This is a genomic window from Sphingomonas sp. P4_D12 (genome assembly GCF_056401895.1).
In genome coordinates, this window is the sequence record NZ_JBFUIL010000003.1 from 98,778 (window position 1) to 124,389 (window position 25,612).

The 25,612-nt window shown below is 64.5% G+C and carries 22 protein-coding genes and 1 tRNA gene; 16 read left to right on the forward strand and 7 right to left on the reverse strand.

Translation table 11 applies throughout. The features are described from left to right. The first annotated feature begins 147 nt into the window (after positions 1-147). The 6 genes from AC1DSD_RS06420 to AC1DSD_RS06445 all read left to right on the forward strand — a co-directional run bounded on the left by AC1DSD_RS06420 (position 148) and on the right by AC1DSD_RS06445 (position 3,738). The gene (locus tag AC1DSD_RS06420) at positions 148-1,467 is read left to right on the forward strand and encodes a replication-associated recombination protein A (RefSeq protein ID WP_478029115.1); all 1,320 of its coding nucleotides are present in this window, start codon (positions 148-150) and stop codon (positions 1,465-1,467) included. After that, on the forward strand, positions 1,464-1,691 hold the full coding sequence (locus tag AC1DSD_RS06425) for a DUF7336 domain-containing protein (protein ID WP_478029116.1): 228 nt from the start codon (positions 1,464-1,466) through the stop codon (positions 1,689-1,691). The genes AC1DSD_RS06420 and AC1DSD_RS06425 overlap by 4 nt, the downstream gene beginning before the upstream one ends. Next, positions 1,678-2,025, forward strand: a complete 348-nt coding sequence (locus AC1DSD_RS06430) for an MmcQ/YjbR family DNA-binding protein (protein ID WP_478029117.1) — start codon at positions 1,678-1,680, stop codon at positions 2,023-2,025. The genes AC1DSD_RS06425 and AC1DSD_RS06430 overlap by 14 nt, the downstream gene beginning before the upstream one ends. Beyond that, positions 2,015-2,887: a hypothetical protein gene (locus tag AC1DSD_RS06435; RefSeq protein WP_478029525.1), complete on the forward strand. Its 873-nt coding sequence runs from the start codon at positions 2,015-2,017 to the stop codon at positions 2,885-2,887. The genes AC1DSD_RS06430 and AC1DSD_RS06435 overlap by 11 nt, the downstream gene beginning before the upstream one ends. A gap of 44 nt (positions 2,888-2,931) precedes the next feature. Then, a tRNA-Thr gene (locus tag AC1DSD_RS06440) sits at positions 2,932-3,007 on the forward strand. 146 nt (positions 3,008-3,153) lie between these two features. Continuing rightward, positions 3,154-3,738: a hypothetical protein gene (locus AC1DSD_RS06445; RefSeq protein WP_478029118.1), complete on the forward strand. Its 585-nt coding sequence runs from the start codon at positions 3,154-3,156 to the stop codon at positions 3,736-3,738. 54 nt (positions 3,739-3,792) lie between these two features. Here the strand turns inward: AC1DSD_RS06445 and AC1DSD_RS06450 are convergent, their stop codons facing one another. Together AC1DSD_RS06450 and AC1DSD_RS06455 are read right to left on the reverse strand one after the other, a co-directional pair. Beyond that, on the reverse strand, positions 3,793-4,386 hold the full coding sequence (locus AC1DSD_RS06450; RefSeq protein ID WP_478029119.1) for a hypothetical protein: 594 nt from the start codon (positions 4,384-4,386) through the stop codon (positions 3,793-3,795). Positions 4,387-4,503: 117 nt separating this feature from the next. After that, positions 4,504-5,292: a class I SAM-dependent methyltransferase gene (locus AC1DSD_RS06455; RefSeq protein WP_478029120.1), complete on the reverse strand. Its 789-nt coding sequence runs from the start codon at positions 5,290-5,292 to the stop codon at positions 4,504-4,506. Between the two features lie 129 nt (positions 5,293-5,421). Between AC1DSD_RS06455 and pdxR the strand changes: the two genes are divergently transcribed. The 3 genes from pdxR to AC1DSD_RS06470 all read left to right on the forward strand — a co-directional run bounded on the left by pdxR (position 5,422) and on the right by AC1DSD_RS06470 (position 10,145). Then, complete coding sequence (gene pdxR / locus AC1DSD_RS06460) at positions 5,422-6,921, forward strand: MocR-like pyridoxine biosynthesis transcription factor PdxR (RefSeq protein ID WP_478029121.1); 1,500 nt, start codon at positions 5,422-5,424, stop codon at positions 6,919-6,921. 206 nt (positions 6,922-7,127) lie between these two features. Further along, complete coding sequence (locus AC1DSD_RS06465; protein ID WP_478029122.1) at positions 7,128-7,910, forward strand: DUF3108 domain-containing protein; 783 nt, start codon at positions 7,128-7,130, stop codon at positions 7,908-7,910. Between the two features lie 165 nt (positions 7,911-8,075). Next, positions 8,076-10,145: a S9 family peptidase gene (locus tag AC1DSD_RS06470; protein WP_478029123.1), complete on the forward strand. Its 2,070-nt coding sequence runs from the start codon at positions 8,076-8,078 to the stop codon at positions 10,143-10,145. A gap of 39 nt (positions 10,146-10,184) precedes the next feature. Here AC1DSD_RS06470 and AC1DSD_RS06475 read toward each other — a convergent pair whose 3' ends face one another. Further along, positions 10,185-12,578, reverse strand: a complete 2,394-nt coding sequence (locus tag AC1DSD_RS06475; protein WP_478029124.1) for a penicillin acylase family protein — start codon at positions 12,576-12,578, stop codon at positions 10,185-10,187. A 473-nt stretch (positions 12,579-13,051) separates the two neighbouring features. On the opposite strand from AC1DSD_RS06475, the gene AC1DSD_RS06480 reads away from it, so the two are divergent. From AC1DSD_RS06480 to AC1DSD_RS06500, 5 genes are all read left to right on the forward strand, one after another. Then, on the forward strand, positions 13,052-16,120 hold the full coding sequence (locus tag AC1DSD_RS06480) for a TonB-dependent receptor plug domain-containing protein (RefSeq protein WP_478029125.1): 3,069 nt from the start codon (positions 13,052-13,054) through the stop codon (positions 16,118-16,120). Between the two features lie 219 nt (positions 16,121-16,339). Further along, entirely contained in the window at positions 16,340-17,224 is an 885-nt protein-coding gene (locus tag AC1DSD_RS06485) for a LysR family transcriptional regulator (protein ID WP_066804118.1), read from the forward strand. 94 nt (positions 17,225-17,318) lie between these two features. After that, positions 17,319-18,350: an N-acetyltransferase DgcN gene (gene dgcN, locus AC1DSD_RS06490; RefSeq protein WP_478029126.1), complete on the forward strand. Its 1,032-nt coding sequence runs from the start codon at positions 17,319-17,321 to the stop codon at positions 18,348-18,350. Positions 18,351-18,358: 8 nt separating this feature from the next. Then, positions 18,359-19,351 (forward strand): N-acetyl-D-Glu racemase DgcA, encoded by a 993-nt coding sequence (dgcA, locus tag AC1DSD_RS06495; RefSeq protein ID WP_478029127.1) that lies wholly within the window; start codon positions 18,359-18,361, stop codon positions 19,349-19,351. A 180-nt stretch (positions 19,352-19,531) separates the two neighbouring features. Further along, positions 19,532-19,930 carry a response regulator gene (locus AC1DSD_RS06500; RefSeq protein ID WP_478029128.1) on the forward strand — a complete coding sequence of 133 codons (399 nt, stop codon included), beginning with the start codon at positions 19,532-19,534 and terminating at the stop codon, positions 19,928-19,930. Between the two features lie 140 nt (positions 19,931-20,070). Here AC1DSD_RS06500 and AC1DSD_RS06505 read toward each other — a convergent pair whose 3' ends face one another. Both AC1DSD_RS06505 and AC1DSD_RS06510 read right to left on the reverse strand, forming a co-directional pair. Next, a complete protein-coding gene (locus AC1DSD_RS06505) occupies positions 20,071-20,646 on the reverse strand; it encodes a hypothetical protein (protein WP_478029129.1) in 576 nt (191 codons plus the stop codon). A gap of 198 nt (positions 20,647-20,844) precedes the next feature. Then, positions 20,845-21,219, reverse strand: a complete 375-nt coding sequence (locus AC1DSD_RS06510) for a ribose-phosphate pyrophosphokinase (protein WP_478029130.1) — start codon at positions 21,217-21,219, stop codon at positions 20,845-20,847. A gap of 82 nt (positions 21,220-21,301) precedes the next feature. Here AC1DSD_RS06510 and AC1DSD_RS06515 point away from each other — a divergent pair, with 82 nt between their 5' ends. Further along, positions 21,302-21,997, forward strand: coding sequence for an endonuclease/exonuclease/phosphatase family protein (locus tag AC1DSD_RS06515; RefSeq protein ID WP_478029131.1), 696 nt, complete (start codon positions 21,302-21,304; stop codon positions 21,995-21,997). Continuing rightward, positions 21,994-24,279, forward strand: a complete 2,286-nt coding sequence (locus AC1DSD_RS06520) for a patatin-like protein (protein ID WP_478029132.1) — start codon at positions 21,994-21,996, stop codon at positions 24,277-24,279. The genes AC1DSD_RS06515 and AC1DSD_RS06520 overlap by 4 nt, the downstream gene beginning before the upstream one ends. 60 nt (positions 24,280-24,339) lie before the next feature. On the opposite strand, the gene AC1DSD_RS06525 is transcribed toward AC1DSD_RS06520, so the two are convergent. After that, positions 24,340-24,501, reverse strand: a complete 162-nt coding sequence (locus AC1DSD_RS06525; protein ID WP_478029133.1) for a hypothetical protein — start codon at positions 24,499-24,501, stop codon at positions 24,340-24,342. 5 nt (positions 24,502-24,506) lie between these two features. Beyond that, positions 24,507-25,517 (reverse strand): threonine ammonia-lyase, encoded by a 1,011-nt coding sequence (locus tag AC1DSD_RS06530; protein ID WP_478029134.1) that lies wholly within the window; start codon positions 25,515-25,517, stop codon positions 24,507-24,509. Positions 25,518-25,612: the final 95 nt, after the last annotated feature.

Below are 25,612 nucleotides of genomic sequence, written 5' to 3' on the forward strand. Positions count from 1 at the left end.
AAGCAGAATACGTCAAGATATATCTTAGAAATTATTCTGCTCGACGGCTTTATGCGCCCTCGATCGTCAGGCCGGCCTCGTGCCGTATCCCCCTGCTGGCTTGCCGAAGCACTGGGATTTCCGTCCGTCCCGCCCTATGTTCCCGTTATGGCCGATCTCTTCGCTGGCTTCGAACCCGAAGCCTCTTCCCAGGATATTCCGAGCGAGAACGCGCCGCTCGCCGACCGGCTGCGCCCGCGCCGCCTTGAGGATGTCGTCGGCCAGGAGCATCTGACCGGGCCAGAAGGCGCGATCGGGCGAATGGTCGCCGCCGGCCGACTGTCGTCGATGATCCTGTGGGGGCCACCCGGCACCGGCAAGACGACGATCGCGCGGTTGCTGGCGGACGCGGTCGGCTTGCGCTTCGTCGCGATCTCCGCGGTATTCTCTGGCGTCGCCGACCTCAAGAAAGCCTTCGCCGAAGCGCGCGAGCATGCCCGGATCGGCAAGCGCACCTTGCTGTTCGTTGACGAGATCCACCGCTTCAATCGCGCGCAGCAGGATGGTTTCCTGCCTTATGTCGAGGACGGCACCGTTACGCTCGTCGGCGCGACCACCGAAAATCCCAGCTTCGAACTCAACGCCGCCGTGCTCAGCCGGGCGCAGGTGCTGATCCTCCATCGCCTCGACGCCACAGCACTAGGCAAATTGCTCGACCGCGCCGACGAGCTGATGGAGCGCCCCCTACCCCTCACCCCCGATGCACGCGCCGCGATGATCGCCAGCGCCGATGGCGACGGGCGCTTCCTGCTCAACCAGGCAGAGACGCTCTATTCGGTCGATCTTCCCGAACCGCTCGGTCCCGCCGGGCTGTCGGCGTTCCTGCAGCGTCGCGTCGCGGTGTACGACAAGGATCGCGAGGGCCATTACAATCTGATCTCGGCACTGCACAAAGCGGTGCGCGGCAGCGATCCCCAGGCGTCGCTTTATTATCTCGCGCGGATGCTCACTGCGGGCGAAGAACCGCTCTACCTGCTGCGCCGGCTGGTGCGCATGGCGATCGAGGATATCGGCCTCGCCGATCCGCAAGCGCTGGTCCAATGCATCGCCGCCAAGGATACTTACGATTTCCTCGGCTCGCCCGAGGGCGAACTCGCGCTGGTGCAGGCGTGCCTCTATCTGGCGACCGCGCCCAAGTCGAACGCCTCGTACAAGGCGATGGGTGCGGCGTGGCGCTCGGCGAAGGAAACCGGCTCGCTGATGCCGCCACAGAACATCCTTAACGCGCCGACCAAGCTGATGAAGGATATCGGGTACGGCAAAGGCTATGCCTATGACCATGACACCGAAGAAGGCTTCTCGGGATCGAACTATTGGCCCGAGGAAATGAGCCCGCAGACCTTCTATACGCCGACCGATCGTGGGTTCGAGAAGCGGATTCAGGAGCGGCTCGACTATTGGGACAGTCTTAGGAAGCGAGCAGAATGAGCGTTGTGTTCCTCCTTTGGCACTCCCGCGAGACGAGTGACGGCGAGAGCCACGACAAGCTCGTTGGAGTCTATAGCAGCCACGAAGGAGCGGAGGCCGCCATCGTGCGCAAATCAGCCTTTCCCGGCTTTCGAGACCATCCCAAAGGGTTCGTGATCGATCCCTATACAGTCGACAGGGACGCATGGTCGGAGGGGTTTGGAGTAGCCGATGGCGATGAATAGCTGGGATGAGGTCGTCGCCTTCGCGCTGACGCTGCCCGAGACCTATATGGAAAGCTTCTACGGTACTCCCTGCCCGAAGGTGAACAAGAAGGCGTTCCTCTCGCCAGGGCGCGAAGCGGACAGCTTCCACGTGATGAGCCCGCACGACGAAAAGGCGGTGCTGCTCGACACCGACCCCGACACCTTCTGGCAAACGCCGCATTACGAAGGCTGGCCGGGCCTGCTCGTGCGCTATGGCTCGGACGATCCCGAGCGTGTCCGCACCGTGATCACCCGCGCCTGGTGGGATCGCGCGAGCAAGGCGCAGCGAGCGGCGTTTGGCGATCGTCCCTGATCATTTCGAATATTATGCGGCGATCGACTGGTCGGGCGCGGTCGGCCCGGTGCAGCGCGGCATCGCGGTGGCGATCTGCGCCCGTGACGGCGGTGCCCCGGAGCTGATCGCGGCGCCGGATGGCTGGTCGCGAACCGCCGTCCTCCATTGGCTGCGCGGCGAGATGCCCGACGGGACACTGGTCGGGCTCGATCTCGGCCTGTCGCTGCCGTTCGCCGATCGCGGCGCGTTTTTCCCCGGTTGGGAGGAAAGCCCGGCGGATGCGCGGGCTTTGTGGGCATTGGTCGACCGCATATCGGCCGACGACCCGCATCTGGCAGCCTCGACCTTTGTCGATCACCCCCAGGCGTCGCGCCATTTCCGCCGGCATGGCGGGCGCGAGGGCGACCAATATGGCGGCGGCCGTGGCCGGCTGCGCCTCAGCGAGGTCGAGCAGCGGCTTCAGGGACTGAACCCGTACAGCAACCTCAACCTGGTCGGCGCGGCGCAAGTCGGGAAGTCGAGCCTGACGGGGATGCGCGTGATGCACCAGCTGGCGGGAAAGCTTCCGATCTGGCCGTTCGACGCGGCACCGGCACAAGGATCGCTGATCGTCGAAATCTATACCAGCTTGGCCGCGATCGCCGCCGGGCGGACCAAAGGACGTACCAAGATGGCATCGATCGAGGCGCTCAACACCGCGCTGGAGGCAATCGGCAGTGCTTCGGTGGCGGGGAGCGGCGCGATCGACGACCATAGTGCCGACGCGTTGCTGACGGCTGCATGGCTGCGTGCCTACGCGCCTCGCCCGGAATTATGGTCGCCCGCCGGACTGACTCCCGAGATCGCGCGAACAGAGGGCTGGACCTTCGGCATCACCTGACGCATGGGAGCGCGCAGCTGATTTGTCGGGGTCGCGCCCCGAGGGCCGGTTTAGCTCAGCTGGTAGAGCAGCGGTTTTGTAAACCGAAGGTCGCGGGTTCGATTCCTGCAACCGGCACCATCCCGACATCTGTCGCGACCAAGCGAACACGGCGTACTCGTGGGCGCGAGCCTTCCGACGGGTGGCCCAGGCAGATTTCCCGCAAGCGGCTCTTCGAAATCCCGGCCGGCGCGGCGTAATCGCGCTCGCACTTGGGAGATGATTTCATGAACATTCGCGCCCTGCTAGCCCTCGGCCTGGCCGTGACGCTCGGCGGTTTGCCGATCGACGCCGGCCGCGCTGCCGACATTGTCGTCGCGCCACCTGCACCGCACGACGGAACGCGCGACTTCGATTTCCACATGGGCGTGTGGAAGACGCATATCTCGCGGCTGATCCATCCGTTGAGCGGGTCGTCGGAGTGGACGGCCTATGATGGCGTGTCGACGGTCCGGTCGGTGTGGAACGGCAAGGCCAGCCTGTTCGAGCTCGAGGCGAGCGGACCGGCCGGACATCTCGAAGGCGTGGGTCTCCGCCTCTATGATCCCACCGCGCGCCAGTGGAACCTCAACTGGACGAACAGTAGTACCGGAAAGCTCGACGCCCCTGTGGTCGGCGAATTCCGCGACGGCCGGGGCGAGTTTTACGGGCCGGACACGCTCAACGGACGGACGATCCTCGTGCGCAACGGCTTTTACGACATCAAAGCGAACTCGTCGCGCTTCGAGCAGGCCTTTTCCGCCGATGGCGGCAAGACCTGGGAAACCAACTGGATCATGACCTTCGATCGCGCGACGCCGACGGACAAGTGACACAGCGGATGGCGGGCCGGAACGCGCTGGCCCGCCACGTTGGCACCGGTCTGGTCAGGATGCCGTCCGGATATCGTCCGCTATCCAGTTCACTTCCCAGGTCTTGCCGCCGTCGGCGGAGAAAGCCTGTTCGAAATGGATCGCGTCCTTCGATCTTATGGTGATGACGAAGCGCACGAAAATCGCGCGGCCGCCCAGCGTGTCCTGCTGGTAGAATTCGCCGCGACCGTCGCGAAAACCGCCAATCGTGGGTGCGACCATCTGACCGTCTGCCCGGTTGGAAAAGTTCAACCCCCATTGCCGGGTCTGCGGGTTGTAGAGGCGCAACGACAGCCCCTCGAAATGGCCGGCCGGCCCATCGGCCACCAGCTCGACCAGATTGGCCGCGCCGCCCCAGACCGGCCGGACGGTCGTCGTGCCGTCATAATCGACCCAGGTCTGCGACCCGGTCAGCGGGCGAAGGCGGCGCGTCAAATGCGTCTTCCACACGCCAATCTCGAAGTCGAAATCGTGTTCGCCCGCGGTCGGCGCCGCCGCGGTCACCGCCGGCGGCCGCACATCGGATTCGCCGGTGGCATCCGCAGGTGGCACATAACCCTGCGTCGCGACGCAGAGCATCGCGGCGACACCTATTCCCACCTTCGACATCGACCTCTCCTCGCTGATCACGCCACCGAATCCGCTCTCGCTCGGCGTTTATCCCTGACATCATGGGAGAAATTATGCCGGATGCCCAGATGCCTATGGCTGCCAAACCAGCTCCCGTCAGCGCAGTGGGCGCCTGAACTTGTAGATGAACTGATCGGTGTGCCCGCGGATGGCCGCGTTGAACGGGCCGGCGGTATGCGGATCGGCGGGATTGGCGAGCAGGTCGCTGCTCCCAACGAATTCGAAGCCGGCGCCTTCGACTTCACGCCGCACCGTGGATGGCTCGATACGATGCAGCGTGTCGGTGACATTGGCCGGCGATCCCGTCGCGGCGACATGATCGAGCACGATATAGACACCGCCGGGCTTGAGCGCGGCATACACCGCGCGGTTGAACGCCTTCATGTCGACGGGGCCCATGAAGGAGTCGTGGAGATCGTGATAGTTTTGCGAAATCCAGTACAGGTCGAGCTTCTCTGGATAGCGCGCCACGTCGATCGCCGATCCCGCCGTCACCGAGACGTTGGGATGCGTCACGATATAGGCCTGGATATCGGCAATCCCTTTGACGATATTTTCATATTGGAAAAGGCTGGCCGGCACGCTCGCATATACATGCCCCTGCGCGCCCACGACCCCGCAAAACAGCCGGGTGAAATAGCCATTGCCCGCGGCATAGTCCGCTACCCGATCGCCAGGCTTGACCCCGGCAAAGGCGAGCACCTCTCCTGGCTTGCGGTTCGCGTCGCGGTCGACATCGGCCGCCGGGCGCGCAGGGTCGGCGACCGCTGTAGCGATATAGGCCGGCGGCCCGCCACCTTCACGTGCGTCGACCGCAGCAGCGGAAGCGATCATCACCGCGAGTCCGGCGGCGAATCCAATTCGCCGAACAACTTGCACCAACATCCGGAAATTCTCCGATCGATTGTCTTCGAGTATCTCGCCCAAGCCTCTATGCCGCCGGCGCATCGGAATTGAGGGCCGGTCGGGACAAAATTGGTTGGTCCACTTGGCCAAGTCCGGCAAAAGGCTGCAATGAATCCATTGTTTGAGCTGCGGCTCGAACGTGTCGGTGACGGCACGCGCAATTCGGCCCGCAGCATCTACGCGCAATTGAAGACCGCGATCGTCGAGGGCCGGCTCGCGCTGGGCGCGCGGCTGCCAGGCACCCGGCAATCGAGCGAGTTTTTCGGTGTTTCGCGCAATACAGCGACCGACATTTACGAACGGCTGATCAACGATGGCTATGCGATCAGCCGGCTGGGCTCGGGAACCTATGTCGTCGACGCCTTGCCGCAGGCGGTCCCCTCCGACCAGGACGAGGATATCCCGACCGACGATCCGAGGCTCAACGGCTTCTGGCTAAGCGAGGAGACCCGCGCGGCAATCGGATTTTGGCGCGACCAACCCGCCACCGGCAAGCGTGCCAGCAAGGGCATCGCCGTGGATTTTCGTCCTGCGATGATCGACACACGGCTCTTCCCGATGGATCTGTTCCGACAAATCAGCGTCAAGCAACTGCGGCAGCTCGAGACCCAGCCGCCGAGCTTCAAGAGCGCGCAAGGCAACCAGGGAAACTTCCGGCTTCGCGAAGCCATCGTCCGCCACATCGCGCTGACCCGGGCGGTGCCATGCCGACCGCAGGACGCGCTCGTCACGTCGGGCGCACAACAGGCGTTCGATATCCTGGCCCGGACGCTGGTCACGCCGGGCAAGACCGTCGTGGCGATCGAAGATCCCGGCTATCCGCCGATGCGCGTTGCGTTTGCCGCGGCCGGCGCGACGATCGTTCCGGTCGAGGTCGATGACGAAGGGCTGGTCGTCGATCAGCTGCCGGCGAACACCAACATCATCTGCGTCTGCCCGTCGCATCAATTCCCGATCGGCGTGACGATGTCGGCACAGCGCCGCACGGATCTGGTGGCGTTTGCACGCGCCAATGGCGCGGTAATTGTCGAGGACGACTACGATGGCGAATTCCGCTACGAAGGCAGCCCGCTCGAGGCGCTGAGGACCGCCGATGCCGCCGACCTCGTCTTCTATGTCGGCACCTTTTCGAAATGCATGCTGCCCTCGCTGCGGCTGGGCTTCATCGTCGCGCCTCCCTGGGCGATGCAGACTCTCATCGCAGCCAAGAACTGTCTCGATTGGCATTGCCCGATACCTACCCAGTTGGGTGTCTCAGGGTTCATTGCCGAAGGGCACCTGACACGCCACGTGCGCAAGATGCGCGGCGTGTACGACCGCCGGCGGCGACTGATCATGTCATTCCTGACCGAGCATCTCGGCGAATGGCTCGACCCCATCCCGCCACCCTACGGCATGCACATCGCGGCGCTGGCGCGCGATGCCACCGATATGGAAGCGGTGACCGCCAGTCTGTTGACGAGCGACGTCAAGATGCACACTCTCGACCGCTATCACCTTGGGCAGCCCAAGCGGCGCGGGATCGTGCTTGGCTATGGCGTGGTCGACCTTCCCGAGATCGAGCGCGGGCTGTCGCTCCTGCATAACGCGCTGCTCCGGTCGCACTAGGCGCTAGCAGCGACAAGGCCGATCGCGACAAGCGGCCCAGCGCACTTTCCCGCAAACCGCACTGGACATCGTCGCGCGGGCCTCGCGAGCCTTCACTCATCCCATTCGATTTCATCGCGAATATCTTGACACAGACGCAATGTCTTGGTGGTGTGCCACCTTTATACGACACCCCTCCCAACTGCGGAAAGGCCAGTATGCGCGCGATGAATGCCGTCACCCTCCTTGTCCTGAGCCTGGCCTTCTCGGTGCCGGCGCACGCCGACACGATGCGCCTCAAGGTCGGCGAGCCGCTCGCCCGTTTCGCCAAGCTGCGTCCCGGTGTGCATCGCTACGTGCGCTATATGGTCGGCGCGGATGGCAGTCGAAAAGCGATCGATATCTGGCAGCGCACGGTCAGCTTCGGCCCCGACGCGCAAGGCCGGCCCAACGCATTGCACATCGCGCAGCGCTGGGATCGAGCCGATGGCAGCAGGGTGTTGATCCAGGACAGCTGGTTCGACGCACGCACCTTCACGCCGAGCACCCACGTCCGTCACACCGTACAGGACGGCAAGGACGACTATGCCGGGTACCGGTTCGACACCGCTCAGGTGGTCGGCATGGCGGACCTCGCCAATAACAGCCGCAAGGACTTCGTCATGGCGCTGCCCGAGCCGTCGTACAATTTCGAAACCGACATGGAGTTGTTTCAGACCCTTCCGATGGCGAACGGACGGACGTTCAACATGCCCTTCTACGATGCCGGTATCGGTCAGCCCGGCCGCTATAATTTCGTCGTGGCGGGGTCGGAGACAATCCCCGGGCCCGATGGGCGTCCGATCGACTGCTGGCTGGTCACCGCCGATTACAACAAGGACAAGATCGGCGCGCGTTTCTGGTTCGCCAAGTCGAACCAGCTGCTGATCCATGAAGAGTCGCCGATGGATGGCGGCGCGACCCTGGTCAAAACATTGCTCCCGCAGGAGGCAGGAGACGCAAAGTCCTAACCGCACCAATACCCGCGATATCGAGGCGAGCTGCTCGTCGATTGAACGAGTCCGCTTGGTGACAACATCGCGGGTATGCGTCGGGGAAGAAGAGCCATAACCGCTTGGCATAAGCGCCGAATCGAATGCTTGCCCGGCGCGGTTTTCTGTTTCTAGCCTGTGCACATGACGCTGCATCCCGCCTGGCTGGCCTCCGCGCTGCTCGCTTTTTCCCTAGCCGGTGCGCCGGCACTTGGCGGGCCATCCTCTCCAAGCTCCGGCGACAGCCGGCCGGCCGACGCGCTGGCCGCCAACCTCGCGCTGCCGTTCGCCAGCGATCTTACCGGCGCTCGCCAGGCCCGGGTGTTCGCCTGGATCGAGGATGAAGCCGGTTCACGCAATGTCTGGGTAGCCGGACCGGGTGTCCCGGCTCACGCGCGCACCGCCTTTACCGGCGACGACGGCGTCGAGCTGTCCGAGCCGCAGCTGAGCCAGGACGGTCGCCGACTGCTGTTCGTACGCGGCGGCGACGCCGAGTTTCCCGAAGCGAACACCCCCAATACCGGGATCGCGCTCGAAGTGCCCGAGCAGACGCTGTTCGTCGCCGACGTCGCGGGAGGCCAGGCGCCGGTCAAGATCGGGCTCGGCCATGGTGCGGCGTTCGACCCGGACGGCACGCGCATCGCTTTTACGCGCAAGGGTGAGATCTGGCTGTGGAGCGGCGACGCCGCGGCGCGTCGGCTCGCCACTGTTGCGGGCTCGGTGGAGGATTTGCAATGGTCACCGGACGGCGGGCAAGTGCTGTTCACCGAACAGCGCAAGGGCCACAGCTTTATCGGCCTGCTCGACGCCGAGCGACGCTCGCTCCGCTATCTCGGGCCGACTTTGGGTCAATCGAGCGATCCGATCTTCTCGCCCGACGGCCGGCAAGTCGCATTCCTGCAGTTCCGCGATCCGCCTGCGGACGTGCCCGACAGCACCGCCTCGTTCTGGTCGGTGCGCGTAGCGGACGTGGCAAGCGGCGCCGTCCGCACGATCTGGTCGGCGCCCGGCGGCGAAGGTGGGCAATTCGCGGGGACGCGCAGGCGCAATCTATTCTGGACCGCGTCTGGCCATCTGCTGTTCCCATGGGAACACACCGGCTGGATGCACATCTATGCATTACCGGTTGCGACCGGCGGCACGCCGCGCGACCTGACGCCGGACGCCAACGAGGTCGAGACCTTCACCCCGACACCGGACGGCAAGGCGATCGTCTATTCCGCCAATGCCGGCAATCTCGACACACGCCAACTCTGGCGCACGGCAATTGAGGGTGGCAAGCCGGCTCGGCTGACGCAGGATGACACCTTCGTTTTTCGCCCGGTGTTCGGCGGCGACCGGTTGGCGGCTACAGCGACCGATGCCCAGCGTCCGGCGCACGTGGTGCTCGTCGAAGGCATGAAACCGCTAGGCCCGGTGGCGATCGCGTCCTCCTATTCCACGCCGGAGACGATCGTCTTCACCGCCACGGACGGCATGAAGGTCCATGGCCAAGTGTTTCGCGGCAAGGGCCCCGGTCCCCACCCTGCCCTGATCTTCGTCCATGGCGGACCGCGCCGCCAGATGCTGCCGGCATTCAACCCGATGCATTATTATTCAAACGCTTATGTCCGCAATCAGCAGTTCGCCGCGCTGGGCTATACGGTGCTGTCGGTCAATTATCGCAGCGGCACCAATTATGGCCGTGCATTCCGCGAAGCGCCCGAAACCGGGCGTGACGGCGCCTCGGAATATCGTGACGTGCTGGCCGGCGGGCGCTGGTTGGCGAAGCAGCCGGACGTCGATCCCAAGAGGATCGGCATCTGGGGCGGAAGCTGGGGTGGCTATCTCACCGCGCTGGCGCTGGCGCGCGACAGCGACCTGTTCGCCGCGGGTGCCGATTTTCACGGTGTTCACACGCTAGTCCGTTCGGGCGATCCATCGCTGTCGCCCGACGCCGAGATCAAGGCACGCGAGCTGCAATGGCAGTCGTCGCCGATGGGATCGATCACGCGCTGGCGCTCGCCGGTGCTCATCGTCCATGGCGACGACGACAAGAATGTCGACCATGACCAGTCGCTGCTGCTCGCCCGCGAATTGACCGCGCGCGGCGTGCCGTTCGAGGAATTGAGCCTGCCCAACGAGCGGCACGAATTCTTCCGCTACGGCGACTGGCTGGCGAGCTATCGCACGACCGAGGCGTTCTTCGCGCGGACGCTGAAGGGCAGGAAGTAGAGGGGCTGACAAGAACTCCTCCCGTTCTGGGGAGGATTTTTATCGCTTCGCAGGCGCTATCGTCGTCCGTGTCACCGCATGCGCATCGACCGCGGCCTTGCTGAACCATAGAGGCTGCGTGTTGGCCGTCAGCCAATCCTGATGCCAATCCCGATAATGCGGCGAACGTGGGTCGCCGGATTGGCCCGGCAGCAGCAGAACGCGCGAGTTATCCCAGGCGCCGACGTCCGCCACGAGCAGATAGCTCGCGCCGTGCATGACGTTGAAGGTCTTGCGCCCCAGGTTCACGCCGCGCGCCATGACGGTGTAGCCGTCGCCGCCCGACCGACCGCCATCGATCCTGGGGAAAGCGGCGGCGATCGCCGGCGAGGCCGATAGCGGGTGCGCGATCGATACCTGATGCAGGTCGCCCCAGCGCCATTGCGCGGGATCGGGGCCGGCAAGCTTCACCGCTTTGGCCCATCCCGCCGCCAACGCCTTGTCGAGCAATGCGTCACGCGCCGCGACGGGATCGGGGCCGAGATAATGGTCGGGATTGGCCAGCAGGCGCAGCATCTCCGACAGGTTCATCGTCTTGAGAAGATCGCGCGCCGCCTTGGGAATGACGAGATCGCGGAACGCCGAAGACAGTTCCGGCATGATCTGTTCGTACAGCAACGCCGCCGCGCTATCCGCCGCGATACCGCAATCCCATTGCCGCAACAGCGCAGCCGCCGGCGCCGCTTCGGGCGACAGGGTCGCGGGCAACAGTTTCGCCAGCGCGCGCGCCGGGAGCGATTGCACGTCATGCTGGAGCGCGACGCTGTCCTCGACGCGGTGTTTAGGCTGGCTGCTCAGCACCTCGGCAATGCGATCGAAGCGATAGGAATCGCTCCAGCTGAAGCTGATCTTGCGATCCTGGTATGGGTAGTCGGACGGCAGGTTCATCTGGTTGGCCGAGGCGAACCAGCCTGCTTTGGGGTTATAGCTGCTGGGCATTTCCTCGACTTTAAGGATTCCCGTCCAGTCGTAGCTGCCGTCGCCCGGTGCAGGAAACAAACCGTCATGCTTGGGCCGCTTGGGGGTGAACCCGCTCGCCTGCCATCCGGTATTGCCATGCACGTCGGCGTAATGATGATTGGTCGGCGAGACGTGGATCTTGAGCGCCTGACGCAGCGACTCCCAATCGTGCGCCAGGTTGATCGCGATGATCGCGAACCGCATGTTCGCGCCGGGCAACAGCGCCACGCTGGCCTGGACGACGGCGCGGTGGCGCGCCGGGTCCTGCGAGATGACGGGCCGGCCTTGCGAATAGCGCAAGGTCACACGCTCGGAGGGTCCGTCCTTGACCGCGATCTCCTCCTCGACCGTCTCGAAGCGCTTCCACTGGCCGTTATGCCAATATTGCTCGGGATCGTCCTCGCGCGTCTTGAGGATGAACAAGTCGGTCTGGTCGATATGGAAGTTGGTCCGGCCGAACGCGAAGCGGTCGGTATGGCCTTGCATGATCCCGGGCAGTCCGGGATCGCCGCCGCCGATCACGTCGAGGCCGGGGGCCGTAAGGTGCGCGATGTGCCGCGGGCTGAGCCCGCCGATCCCGAGATGCGGATCGTTGGCCAGGATCGGGCGGCCGGTCGCGGTGCGGCTGCCGGCGACGGTCCAGGCGTTGCTGCCTTGCGCAATGCGATCGATGCGGTCGAGGTCGCGGTCATAGGCCGCGATCTTCTGGCCGAACGGCAGTGGCGTCGATCCTTCGAGCAGGATGCCGAGATCGGCATCGCTGACCGCCGCGCAATCGAGCCCGTCGGGTACGGTGAATTGCCACGCCGGGCGCAGCGGATCCATGAACCGGTCGAATTCGAGCAGCCCGCGCGCCTGGAGCTGAGCGTGGCGCACTTCGTCATCGGCATCCCCGATCCCGCCGCCGCGCATGCGGACGAGATCGCGCACATCCCAGCGCAGCGGTGTGATGCCCAATATGCCATATTCGAGTGGCAACTGGCTGGCATCGGCCTCGAGCTCGTCGATCCGCGCGTTGATCCCCGCGACATAACCGCGCGCGCAATCGAGCACCTCGGGTGGCAGCGACCTGAGTTCGGCGTCCACATCGCCGCGATAGAGGAACAGCCGCGCCGCGCTATCGGCAGACACGAAGCGCGAGCCGAACACCTCCGCCATGCGTCCCAGCTCGCGGCGATAGTCCCAATCGATCTGGAACATCCGGTCGCGCGCGACGACATACCCCTGGCCGAAATACGCGTCGTGCTTGGATTTGGCGCGAATGTGCGGGACGCCCATCGCATCCTCGAGGATCTCGATCAGCGCGCGCGCACCGGCCAGGCGGACAGTGCGGCCGCGCCCAGGTCTGGGCTTACTCACCTCGCGCGCCATGCTCGCACCGGGCAGAGCGAGCATCGCGACCGAGGTCAACAGGAACGCGCGACGCTGAATCATCAAGGGCCCCAATCGTCATCACCCAATCGTCATCACCATGAATCGAGACCCTATCGCAGCCGGTTGGGCAAAAGTGCATAGCAAGCCGGGTATCGCCTATAGCCATGAGTTATCGACGCCTCTGCGAATGCGACTCCGTGCCGCGCCGGCGAACCCTATTCCCTCAGGCTATACCCAAGCAAAATCATAGTAACCCCGCTTCTATTGACCCCCTTTAGGCGCCCTGTAACCTCCCGTCTCGGAAGTGACATGTTTCCGCAACACAGCGGGCGGTCGCCCTTCCAAAAAGGCAGGGGTGACAGGAGGACAAGCCGATCGGCCCTTCCGGTACATCCCGCCGACAAATGCAGGTGGGACACATGGGCTGATCGACAGCCACATGGTCCAAGCTACGAAATCGGGTCTCGACGCGCCACGCACGTCGGAGGAGTTCCTCCAAATGGGCCCGATCGCAAGCCAAAGGGGTTGTTTGAATGTCTATTTTCGGGCGTATTAATCCGCGGATCGACCGCCGTTACGCGGCGGGTCTGGCCATGACGGCGCTGGCCATCGTCCATAGCGCGCCGGCCTTCGCGCAAGCGAGCCCGGCCGCGCCGCAGGACGCGGCGGCGGCGCCGCAGGATGCGCAACCGACGCCGGATGATGGCAAGGAGATCATCGTCACGGGTTCGCGCGTGGCGCGCAGCGGATTCTCGGCACCGACCCCGCTTACCGTGCTGTCGACGGCCGAAATCCAGAACCAGTCGCCATCGAACAATCTGGCGGACTTCATCAACCAGCAGCCGGCGCTCGCCGGGTCGACCCGCCCCGCCAACTCGCGCCTCAACCTTTCCAGCGGCCAGGCGGGCATCAACGCGCTCAACCTCCGCAACCTCGGTGAGATCCGTACACTGGTGCTGATCGATGGGCGGCGATCGGTCGGTTCGACCATCACCGGGCTGGTCGACGTCAACACGATCCCGCAGTCGCTGGTGAAGAGCGTCGAGATCGTGACCGGCGGCGCCTCGGCCGCTTATGGCTCGGACGCGGTCGCCGGCGTCGTCAACTTCATCCTCGACAAGAAGTTCACCGGGATCAAGCTCACCGCCGACAATGGTGTCACCACCTATGGCGACGGCTTCAACTATTCGGCAGGCATCACGGCGGGCACGTCGTTCGCCGGCGGACGCGGGCACATCCTGTTCAACGCGGAGATCGCGCATCGCGACGGCATCTTCACCGTCGACCGTGACTGGAACGCGACGGGTTATGTTCGCATCCAGGATCCGAACTGGGTGGCGGCGACGTTCAACCCGGACGGCACGCTTAAGACGCCGGCCAGCCCAACGCCACGCTACCTGATCCGCCGGCAGGTCGGTGCCGCCAACTCCACGCCCGGTGGCCTGATCACGGGGTCGACCGGTGGCACCTCGCTCCGCGGCGTGTATTTCGGTCAGGGCGGGGCACCGGCCAATTTCCAGTTCGGCGCGCTGAGTTACCCGACCACCGGCACGCCGTCACTGACCCAGGGCGGCGACTGGCAAGTCAACGATTCAGGTCGCCGCATCGGCCTGGATCCGCAGGACGACCGTCACGGCGTTTACGGTCGCCTCAGCTACGAGGTCACCCCGGGGATCGAGTTGTTCGCCGAGGGCTCGTACAATTGGCAGCATATCCTGTTCAACGCCGGCCCGAACCTCGCGACCGGCATCTCGATCGCGGCAACCAACTGCAACGTCGTGCCGACGCCGACCACCTGCAACGCCTATCTCTTGCAGCAGCTCGGCGCCGCCCGCCTCACCGGCGTGACCAGCGTGACGGTGGCGACGACGGCCGCCGACCTGCCGTTTCGAGCTGCTGACAATCGACGCAAGGTTCAGCGCTACGTGATCGGCGCCGAGGGTTCGTTCAACGCGTTCGGCAAATCGGCGCACTGGGACGTCTATGCCCAATATGGCCGTGCCGACCTGCGTGAACAGCTGCGCAACATCATGAACACCGCGCGTATGAACAACGCCACTGCCGCCGTGTTCACGCCTGCGGGCAACCCCAAATATGCGGCCGGGTCGATCCAGTGCCTGATCAACGTCGACGCCAGCACGACCAACGACGATCCGAATTGCGTGCCGCTCAACCGGCTGGGCGTCGGCGTCGCCGATCCGGCCGCAATCGCCTATGTGCTGGGCAATCCCTATCGCGACGAGGTCGCCGAGCAGAAGGTCGCGGGCGCCAACCTGGCGTTGACGCCATTCTCCACCTGGGCAGGCGATGTCAGTCTCGCGGTGGGCGGCGAATGGCGCGAGGAAAAGATCAGCGGCTCGGTCCCCTCACAGTTCCAGCCCGTCGTGACACCGAATCCCGGCGGCGGTATTACCACCGCGAATGCCTGGTCAGTGGGCAATTACCTGCCGACCAACGGCAAATATAACGTCAAGGAAGCCTATCTCGAAACGGTCGTTCCGCTCGGTCTGGGCCTCGAATTCAACGGCGCGGTGCGCGCGACCGATTATTCGACCTCGGGTTACGTGACGACGTGGAAGCTCGGTGCGACCTGGCAGCCGATCCCGGACATCCGCCTGCGCATCACGCGCTCGCGCGACATCCGGGCACCTAACCTCAACGAATTGTACGCCGCGGGCTCGTCGAACAGCGATTCCGTCAGCAATCCGTTCGGCGCGGGAAGCGGGCCCAATGGCGGCAGTTACGGGACCAGCATCTCCTATTCGGCATTGGCTCTGGGCAACCCGAACCTGCGCCCCGAAAAATCGAACCAATGGAATATCGGCGCGGTCCTGTCGCCGCGCTTCCTGCCCGGTTTCAACTTCTCGGCCGACTATTTCCGCATCGATATGCGCGATGCGATCGATACGCTGAGCGCGCAGGAGATCATCAATCGCTGCAAGGACGGCCGGCCGGAATATTGCGCCTCCATTACGCAAGATCCGAACAACGCGACACGCATCCTGATCCGTACCCAGCCGTTCAACTTTGCACGCAAGCTGGTTCGCGGCATCGATTTCGAAGGTTCGTATCGCGTTCCGCTCGACAACCTGTTCAAGAACGCTTCCACCTTCACCCTGCGGGGCACGGCGACGCGCTATATCGAGAACATCAGCGATCCCGGCATTCCGGGCAATGTCGTGGTCAGCACGGTCGGAGCCAATGGCGGTCAGGGCAGCACGCCGACATGGATCTTCCGCTTCAGTGCAACGCTCGACATGCCGACGACCTCGGTAACGGCGGTCGCTCGTGGAGTGAGCTCCGGTCTATATACCGCCAACGGCATGGTGTGCACGACGAACTGCCCGGCCAACCAGACCACGACCTCGGTCTATCAGACCTATGACGAAAACCATGTCTCGGGCTTGTTCTACTTCGATCTCAACCTGGCGCAGAAGATCAAAATCAACAACCAGTCCGATGCACAATTCTTCGTCAACGTGACCAACGTGTTCAATCGCTGGCCACTGCTGGTCCCCGAAACGGGCCTCGCTGCGAACAGCACCTATTCGGACATGCTGGGTCGCACGTTCCGCGTCGGCGTCCGCATCCAGCTACGCTAACAACAGAGTCCCTCCCCGGGGCGTCGTGCGGAGAAATCCGCGCGGCGCCCCTCCCTTTTTGGGGAGCGGTTTTGCAATCCATAGCTTTAGGGAATAGGCACGCAAAACCGCGCCAATCCCATGTCGTTAGCGTCACTTTCCGGTGCTGCGATGCCACGACCTAATAGACTGGCGCGCGATCACCCGGCGTTTCGGCGCGGCTATCAAGAGGGCCAAGACATGAACCTGCGCCAGCTCGAAGTCTTCCACGCTGTCTATCTGCACGGCACCGTCAGCGCCGCGGCGCGCTCGCTCAATGTCTCGCAACCCTCTGTCACCAAGGTGCTCCGGCACGCCGAAGATTCGATCGGTCTGCCACTGTTCGAGCGCGCCCGCGGCCGACTGATCCCTACACAGGACGCCCGCGCGCTGTTCGGCGAAGTGTCGGAAATCCAGGACCGCGTGCGGTCGCTGCGCCAGGCGTGCCACAATATGCGGCTCGGCCGGGGCAGCCTGTTGCGCATCTCCGCGCTTCCCTCGCTCGGCCTTGGCGCCATTCCCGACGCCGTTGCGGAGTTCCTGCGCGGGCATGAGGACATCTTGTTCGACCTGCAGACGTTGCATCATGACGAGATGGTGCGCAAATTGTACGAGCGCGAGACGGATATCGCGATCAGCTACGAAGTGCCGCCTGCCGCGCCCGTGGGGCATCAGGTAATCGGCGAAGGCGAACTGGTCGTGCTCTATCGCGAGCAGGATTTCCCGGACGCACCGTCACGCATCCATCTTACCGATTTGCGTGAGCACAAATTCATCAGCCCGGTCCAGTCGGGGCCGATCGGGCGCATGTTGTCGAGCGAACTCAACCAATTGGGCGTGGTGCTCGACGAAGTGGTGTCGGCGCGCACTTACTATGTCGCCGCCGCGTTGGTCCGCGCCGGCGTCGGCATGGCGATCGTCGACAATTTCACCGCGCAGGCATCGGTAGCAACGGGGCTGGCGTCGCGCCCGCTCCAGCCGGCGATCACCTTCGACATCAACGCGGTCTATATGCAGGACCGCCCGCCAACCCATACCGCCTCCGAGTTTCTCGACCTTCTGGCGGACGTGATCGATAAGCTATAGCCTTACGCTATAGGGGCCGTGGTGTTAAATATTGGGGCTCGTCCGGGCGCGGCGATACAGTTTGGCTTCCCTGGAAATTTGCAGCCGAACCGACATGATCGCCACGCCTTACCTTCTGTATCTCGGTCACTCGAACGACCATGCCGGTATCAAGACGTCGCGCGGGCTGGCCGTGTTCCGGCCGGAAGTGTGCGTCGGTGAATTCCGCCACGACGATTGCAAGCTCACGCTCGACTTGCCGCGGATGGATTTTGCGACCGCGGTTGCGGCCGGCGCCAGGACGCTGATCCTGGGCGTCGCCAATGCCGGCGGCACGCTGGGTGAGGACATGGTCGCCGACGCGATCGCCGCGATGGAAGCGGGGCTGGATATCGCGTCGGGCCTCCACCAGCGGCTGAAAGACGAGCCGCGGCTGGTCGAGGCGGCGAGCCTGCTCGGTCGCGCACTGCACGACGTGCGCGACCCGCAGCCGGGCATTCCGGTCGGCAACGGCAAGCCGCGCGAGGGCAATCGCCTGCTGACCGTCGGCACCGATTGTTCGGTCGGCAAGATGTACACCACCTTGTGCGTGACGCGCGGGCTCGTCGAGCGCGGCGTCAAGGCGGATTTCCGCGCCACCGGCCAGACCGGCATCCTTGTGGCGGGAAGCGGCGTTCCGCTCGATGCGGTGATCGCCGATTTCATCTCGGGTGCGATCGAGCAATTGTCGCCCGCTCGGGCCGATGGTGGCTGGGACCTGATCGAGGGCCAGGGATCCTTGTTCCACCCGTCCTTCGCCGGGGTCTCTACCGGCCTGCTGCACGGCGCCCAACCGGATGCGATCGTGATGTGCCACGACCCGGTGCGCAAGCACATGCGCGGGCTGCCGCATTTCGGCCTGCCCGGGCTCGCCGAGTGCCTGGAAGCCAATCTGCAAGTCGCCCGGCTGACCAATCCCAAGGTGCGGGCAGTCGGCATCGCACTCAACACCTCCGCCATGCCCGAGGATGAGGCACGCGCGCTCTGTGCGCGGACCGCCGACGAACTCTCCCTGCCCTGTTCCGATCCGTTCCGTTTCGGGGTCGATGCCATCCTCGACACATTGCTCAGTGAGCCCGCCCGCGCCGGCGCCAGACAAGTCGCCTGATTGCCGCCATGCGCCGCACGATATCAATCCAGCCCGAGACCTTTCCGCTCAGCACGCCGTTCCGCATCTCGCGGGGGACCAAGACCGCCGCCGAGGTCGTGACCGTGCGGATCGAACAGGACGGCGTGGCCGGACGCGGCGAATGCGTTCCCTATCCGCGCTATGGCGAGACGGTCGACAGCACGATCGCCGCGATCAGCGCCGTGCGCGACGCGCTCGAAAGCGGTGTCGGACGTGACGAACTGTTGCGGCTGATGCCGGCAGGCGCCGCGCGCAACGCCGTGGATTGCGCGTTATGGGATCTGGAGGCGCGGCTCGCGGGCAGCGACGTCGCCACGATGATCGGGTTGAAGCAACCGATCGGCCCGATCGCGACGGCCATGACCGTCGGACTCGACACGCCCGACCGCATGCGCGTGGCGGCGGCGGCGCTGGCCGATGTGCCGCTGATCAAGGTCAAGGTCGACCGCAGCGATCCCGCCGCGCAACTGCGCGCCGTCCGCGACACCGCGCCCCTGCCTCGCCTGATCGTCGATCCCAACGAGAGCTGGACGATCGGCGAGGTGAGCTCGCTTCAGCAATTGCTGATCGAGCTGAGGGTCGACCTGCTCGAGCAACCGCTGCCGGCAGCGGACGATACCGCGTTGGCTGGGTTCGTCTCGGCGATTCCCATCGCCGCCGATGAATCGGTGCATGAAGCATCGAATCTCGCGGCGTTGCCCGACGGCTATGCCGTGGTGAACATCAAGCTCGACAAGGCCGGCGGCCTGACCGCCGCGCTCGACCTGGCGCAGGAAGCGCGCCGGCGCGGGCTGGGCGTGATGACTGGCTGCATGATCTGCTCTTCGCTGTCGATCGCGCCAGCCCTGATGGTCACCGTCGACAGCATTTTCGCCGATCTCGATGGGCCCTTATGGCTGGCGAATGATCGGGAAGGCGGAGTCGAATGCGTCGGCGGGATGCTGAGCGCGCCACGGCGGGGATTTTGGGGCGACAGCTAGAGGCGCGCGCGATCAAGTCTGAAAAGGTGGCTATTATCGCTACGGCAGCGATGCACCTAGAATAGTTTTCGGTCGATCCATCACCGTACCCCCACGGCAGATGCCGCAGAAGGCGCGACAGTGTGCCACTCATTCCGAACTAAAGCGTTGTCCCTTCCATGCCGGTCAAGGGAGAAGGTCATGTTCAATGTACTTGTCATCGACGACTCGCTCACTGTGAGGGCGATCATCGAGCAATTACTGGAAGGCGAGAAAGATTTCCGGGTCGTGGGATCCGCCGATAGCGTGGTTGCGGCGCGAGAGATGATCGAGAAGTTCGTGCCGAGCGTCATCATACTTGACCTTGCTATGCCAGGTGTTGACGGCTTCACCTTCCTCGATGAGCTGGCTGGCCATCCGCACGCACCCGTACTTGTGGTATCGTCGCACACAACATGGGGATCGGCCGCCGAGACCGAGGCGATCGAGCGCGGCGCCAAGGCGTGCTTCGACAAGGCTCAGTTGGTACGCCACGGAAAGAGCTTCGTCGCGTTGGTCAGGAAAGCAGTGAGCAGCACGGCAACATTGGATAGAGCGTAGCGAACCCCAGCCCTCCGGGCGTCGTTGATCACAAGGAACGGTGGCTCGGATCGGCGGCCATGGAATTATGGTGACCGCTGCAACAACTCCGGAATTTAGCTTCGGGGTTGATGCGCCCGTCCCCGTAAACCCCAGTCGACCTACTTCACGCGGGTCAGATAGGCCTTGAAGACGGCAGCCCAAGTGCGCCCGCCGTCCTGCGAGTAAAAGATTTCATAGCGGTGCGAATCTGCCGTGATGTCCGACCAAACCCCACGCACCATGACGCTGCGCCCCTTGTATTTCTGGGTCGCGTAAAACTCACCCCGCCCGTCCTTGAATTCACCAATGCCTGGCGAGTCTACCTCGCCGGTTTCGCTGTCGATATATGACTGGCTCCATTGGCGGGCCTTCGCGTTGTAGAGAAAGACCGTCGCTCCTTGCCAATGTCCGTCCTGGCCATCGACATCGAGCTCCTCGATCCAGCCGCGGCCACCCCAGATCGGCGTAGCGGTCTTGGTGCCGTCGGAAGTGGTGATATGGGTTCCGCCGTCGAACGGATCGAGCACGCGGGTGATGTGCGTGTGCCAGACGCCGCGCGCGAAATCGAAATCATGCGCCCCGTCATGCAGCATCTGAGGCACAGCATTGGTGTCGGCGGCGCGGCCGATGCCGACCGGTAGACCGAACGCGAGGGTCAAGGCTAAACCGAAGGCCAGTGGGGCGCGAATGTTCATCCGTACATCTCCGAGAGCATCATCGCGGCACATGTGATCGGACATGCAATCGGATCGAAGTGCCGGTTGCCGGAAATCTTTCTGGTCCACTCCACCAGGTGCATCACTCAACCGGCACGCCCGCGCGGGTGGAGCGTGGAGAAATTACAACGATGCATGGGCCGCTTCTGATCACGCCCAGCCCGGCGTCCCCTCAGATCAATCTGCCCGCCAATAGTCGAACGCGATCTGTTGCTGCTCGCGGACTACCTTTATCGCCGCCGGCCCCGTCCATAGACCGTCATACCCCAACACGAACGCCCTCGCCCCGCTCCACCAGCCCTGCCCGGGCAGACCGTCCGACTCCCGCACCACCAGCACCGCGAGTTCTGGTTCGCCCGCAGCGATGGCGGCCTCATCGATCATGTCGAGCGTCTTGCACACCGCGCGCATCTTGGGCCGGGTGAAACGATGCCCCAATTGTGCCAGCAGGTGCGAATAGCTGATCGCCTCGCCCGCCTTCGCCGCCTCGATCAGCAGCGCGCGGACGCGGGCGACATCGGCGATCGAATTGGCGGAGCTCTGGTCGATCATGACGCCTTCGGGATGACACGCACCGGTCAATTGGGCTAGTCCGCTGCAACTCGCACCATGTCAGGGGCGTTGCGGAACCTCAATGATCAAGGTCGCGAGCTACAATATCCGCAAAGGGGTCGGCACCGATCGCATCCGCAGCCCGGAGCGGATCATGGCGGTGCTGCACGAAATCGATGCCGATGTGATCGCCTTGCAAGAGGCAGATCGCCGGTTCGGCCGGCGCGCGGCGATCCTGGGACCCGATCATTTGTCCGATCACGGCGCGTGGAAGGCGCTGCCATTCGGATCGCGGCCGTTGTCGAGCGGATGGCATGGCAATGTCCTGCTGGTCCGGCGCGACGTGCAAGTGGTCGATTGCGAGGCGATCCATTTGCCGACGCTGGAGCCGCGCGGCGCGGTGATGGCCGATCTGCGCATCCGCGGCCAGGCGATCCGCGTGGTGGGCATGCATCTCGATCTGTCGGGACTGATGCGGCGGCGCCAGGCCGACGCGATCCTGGCGCATCTCGACGCCAGCACGCAGCAATTGCCGACGGTAATGATGGGCGACCTCAACGAATGGACCCGCGCCTCGGGTTGTCTCAAGGACTTCGGCGCGCGCTTCCACTTCGCGGCGACCGGACCGAGCTTTCACGCGCGACGACCGGTCGGGCGGCTCGACCGCATCATGGCCTCGCCCGACCTCGCGATCACCGATTGCGGTGTGCATGTCAGCCACGCATCGCGCTGGGCATCCGACCATCTGCCGATCTGGGCCAAGGTCGCGACGGCATGACGCGCGAAAAGGAACTGCGCATGGCGCTGGTCTGCTACGGCGGGATCAGCCTGGCGGTCTATATGCACGGCATCACCAAGGAGATCTGGCGCCTGGCCCGCGCCAGCCGCGCTTATCATTCCGGGCAGGCGCCAAGTGTCGAGTCGACCGAACACATTTATTGCGGCCTGTTGAGCGAGATCGAGAAGGAAGCCGAGGTGCGGCTGCGCGTGCTGCCGGATATCATCGCGGGCGCCAGCGCGGGCGGGATCAACGGCGTGTTCCTGGCGCAGGCGATTGCGACCGGGCAGAGCCTGGAGCCCTTGACCCAATTGTGGCTCGACGTCGCCGATATCGAAGCGTTGCTCGATCCGAAGGCAGCCCCGTCGCATCGGTTCGCCAAGGCCTGGGCATTGCCGATCGCCTGGATGGCGCAACGGCGCGGCGCGGTGCGGGTCGACGAATTGGTCGAGGCCGGAGCACGCGCCGAGGTCGAGCGGAAATTGTCGCATTTCGTCCGCTCGCGCTGGTTCGAGCCGCCGTTCGGGGGAGAGCGTTTCACCAATCTGGTGCTCGACGCGCTGGCGGCGATGGCCGCGGGCGGCGGCGACGGGCGATTGCTCCCCGCTGGGCAACCGCTCGACCTGTTCGTCACCGTCACCGATTTCCGCGGCCATCCCGAACGGCTCGAACTCAATTCCCCGCCCGAAGTGCTGGAAACCGAGCATCGCCTGGTCATCCCGTTCACCGACCATGGCACGGGCTGGTTCGCCGATCCCGCCGAGCTCGTCTTCGCGGCACGCGCCACGTCGAGCTTTCCCGGCGCGTTCCCGCCCTTCACCGTTGCCGAGCTCGACAAGGTGCTGGCCGATAGGGAAATGACATGGCCGACGCGCGAAACATTCCTCGAACGCGCGTTGCCGCGGCAATATGCCGTGAATGCGATCGACAGCGCCGTGCTGATCGACGGGTCAGTGCTGGTCAACGCGCCGTTCCGACCGGCGATCGACGCGCTGCGCGAACGCCCGGCGCGGCGCGAGATCGACCGGCGGTTCATCTATATCGACCCCTCGCCCGGCGCCGGTTTCCATTTCGGCACGACCGCGGCGCCCTCGCCGGGCTTTTTCCAGACGATCATCGGCGCGATCTCCGAAATCCCCCGGCAGCAACCGATCCGCGACAATCTCGAGGAAATCCAGGAACGCAGCCAGCGGATCGAGAATATGCGCGCGATCACGCGATCGATCCGACCGGAGGTCGAGACGCAGATCGAAAGCCTGTTCGACTATACGTTGTTCATGGACTCGCCGACCGCGACCCGACTCAAGAACTGGCGCGCCAAGGCGCAGAATGCCGCCGCGGCGAAATCGGGCTACGCTAATGCGGCCTACGGTCATCTCAAGGTGGCGGGCGTCATCGACCTGATCAGTAACCTGCTCCAAGCGGTCGGCGGAGAGCCCGGGGCCGATCGACTGACGCGCATCCGCCAGGCCGTCGAAGCCGCGGTGCAGGCCAGCGACGGCGGACTGACCTTCGCCGGCAAGGCTAGCGAATCGGCGATCCTGTTCCTGCGCTCGTTCGACCTCGGCTTCCGTATCCGCAGGCTGCGGCTAGTCGCCCGCCGGCTCGCCGAGCTGGAAGACGTTCTGTCAGAGGAGCAGCTCACCGCCGCACGCGATGCGATCTACGATGCGCTGGCCGCTTATCTCGAGGCCAAGCGGACGGACACCCATCTCGCCTTGCGCCGCGATGTGCGCAGTTTGTACAATGACGCCGCGCCATTGCTCGAAAAGCTGGCGGCATCGCTCAACCTTAAAGAACTCGACGACGACACCGACGCCAAGCTCGCCGACGCCTTTGCCGGCATGGCGAAGGATGTGAAGCGACCGCTCTTGCTCAGTTATCTCGGCTTTCCGTTTTTCGACGTCGCCACCTTGCCGCTGCTCCAGGGCGAAGGGCTCGACGAATTCGACCCGATCAAGGTCGACCGCATCGCACCGGAAGACGCCACAGCGATTCGCACCGGCGGCGCCGAAGCGACGTTGAAAGGCATCCAGTTCAACAGCTTCGGCGCGTTCTTCAGCCGCGCCTATCGCGAGAACGACTATCTCTGGGGCCGCCTGCACGGCGCCGAACGGATGATCGACATCATCGTGTCGGCGCTCCCGCCGCGGGTGCGGATGAAGCCCGGGCGCGTCGCGACGATCAAGCGCAATGCGTTCCACGCAATCCTGGACGAGGAGGAAGCGCGGCTGACCGCGGTTCCGGGCATGATCGATGCACTCAGGCGGGAAGTCGGCTGAGCTTGCGACCCAGCTCGCTTGGCTTGGCTCGGCTTGAGCGTTGTCCGTCTCAGACGCGCTCTATAGCGTCGTCGCGATGAGCACGTTCCCGACGAGGACAGCGGCCATGACGACCATCAATACGCCCTTGAGCCGCGTATCCGGCCGGCGGCACAGCCGCGCCCCGAAATAGACGAGGATCGCCGCCGCGATCATCGCTACGGCATAAATCATCTCCAGCATCGCGTTCAGGACTCGCTTTCGCTCAGCGCCGGGAAAGCCGGCGCCTCGGCCGGTTCGGGGGCCAGCGCCCTGGCATAAGCGTCGATATCGACATTGCCGCCCGACAAGATGACCAGCATTCCCGCCTCGGCGGCCACCTTGCCCGCGAGCAGCGCCGCCAACCCGACCGCACCGCCCGGCTCGACCACGAGATGCAGTTTCGCCGCGGCCCAGCGCTGCGCCGCTCGAACCTCGGCCTCGCTTACCGCTACGCCCTTGGCATCGCGCCGCGCCAGTACTTCGAAGGTTAACGGCGAGACGACCGGCGTTTGCAGCGCATCACAGGCGGTCGGCGGCGGGTTCGGACCGACCGGCTCGATCCAGCTCGCCTCCAGACTGCGGCGCATATCGTCCCAGCCTTCGGGCTCGACCACGGTGATCCTGGCCTCGGTCAGGCCAAGCGCGATTCCCGCTGCGAGCCCGCCACCGCCGCAGGGAATCACGACGTGCGTAGGTTCGCCCAGCCCGATCGCCTCCATCTGCCGCCGCGCCTCGATCCCGGCGCTGCCCTGGCCTTCGATGATCCAGGGGTCGTCGAAGCTCGGCACCAGCACCGCGCCGCGCGCTTCGGCCAGCTCGGCGGCGATTCGCACCCGGTCCTCGGTCATGCGATCATAGGGAACGACTTCCGCCCCCAGCGCGAGCGTGCCGTCGCGCTTCGCCTTGGGTGCATCCGACGGCATTACGATCGTCGCCGGAATGCCCAACCGCTTCGCCGCCCAGGCGACTCCCTGGGCGTGATTACCCGATGAGAAAGCGACCACGCCTTTCGTGCGCTGATGATCGTCCAATGCGGTCAGCCGATGCCACGCGCCGCGCAGCTTGAACGCGCCGATCGGCTGCAGCGATTCGGCCTTGAAGGCGATCGTCACGCCATTGATTTCGTGAGTGAAAAGCGGCGATGGCGCCAGGATCGCCGTGATCTTCGCCGCTGCGTCCCTGACCCCTGCCCGTGTCGGCTGTCTTACGATCGTCACTTTTCGCCTCCGCTCACCAAATTCGGTTCCAAAAAGTCTTTACTTGGTAACCTTTGGACCTTATCTGCCCGCTTCCCGCTGCCCCATGGGACTTC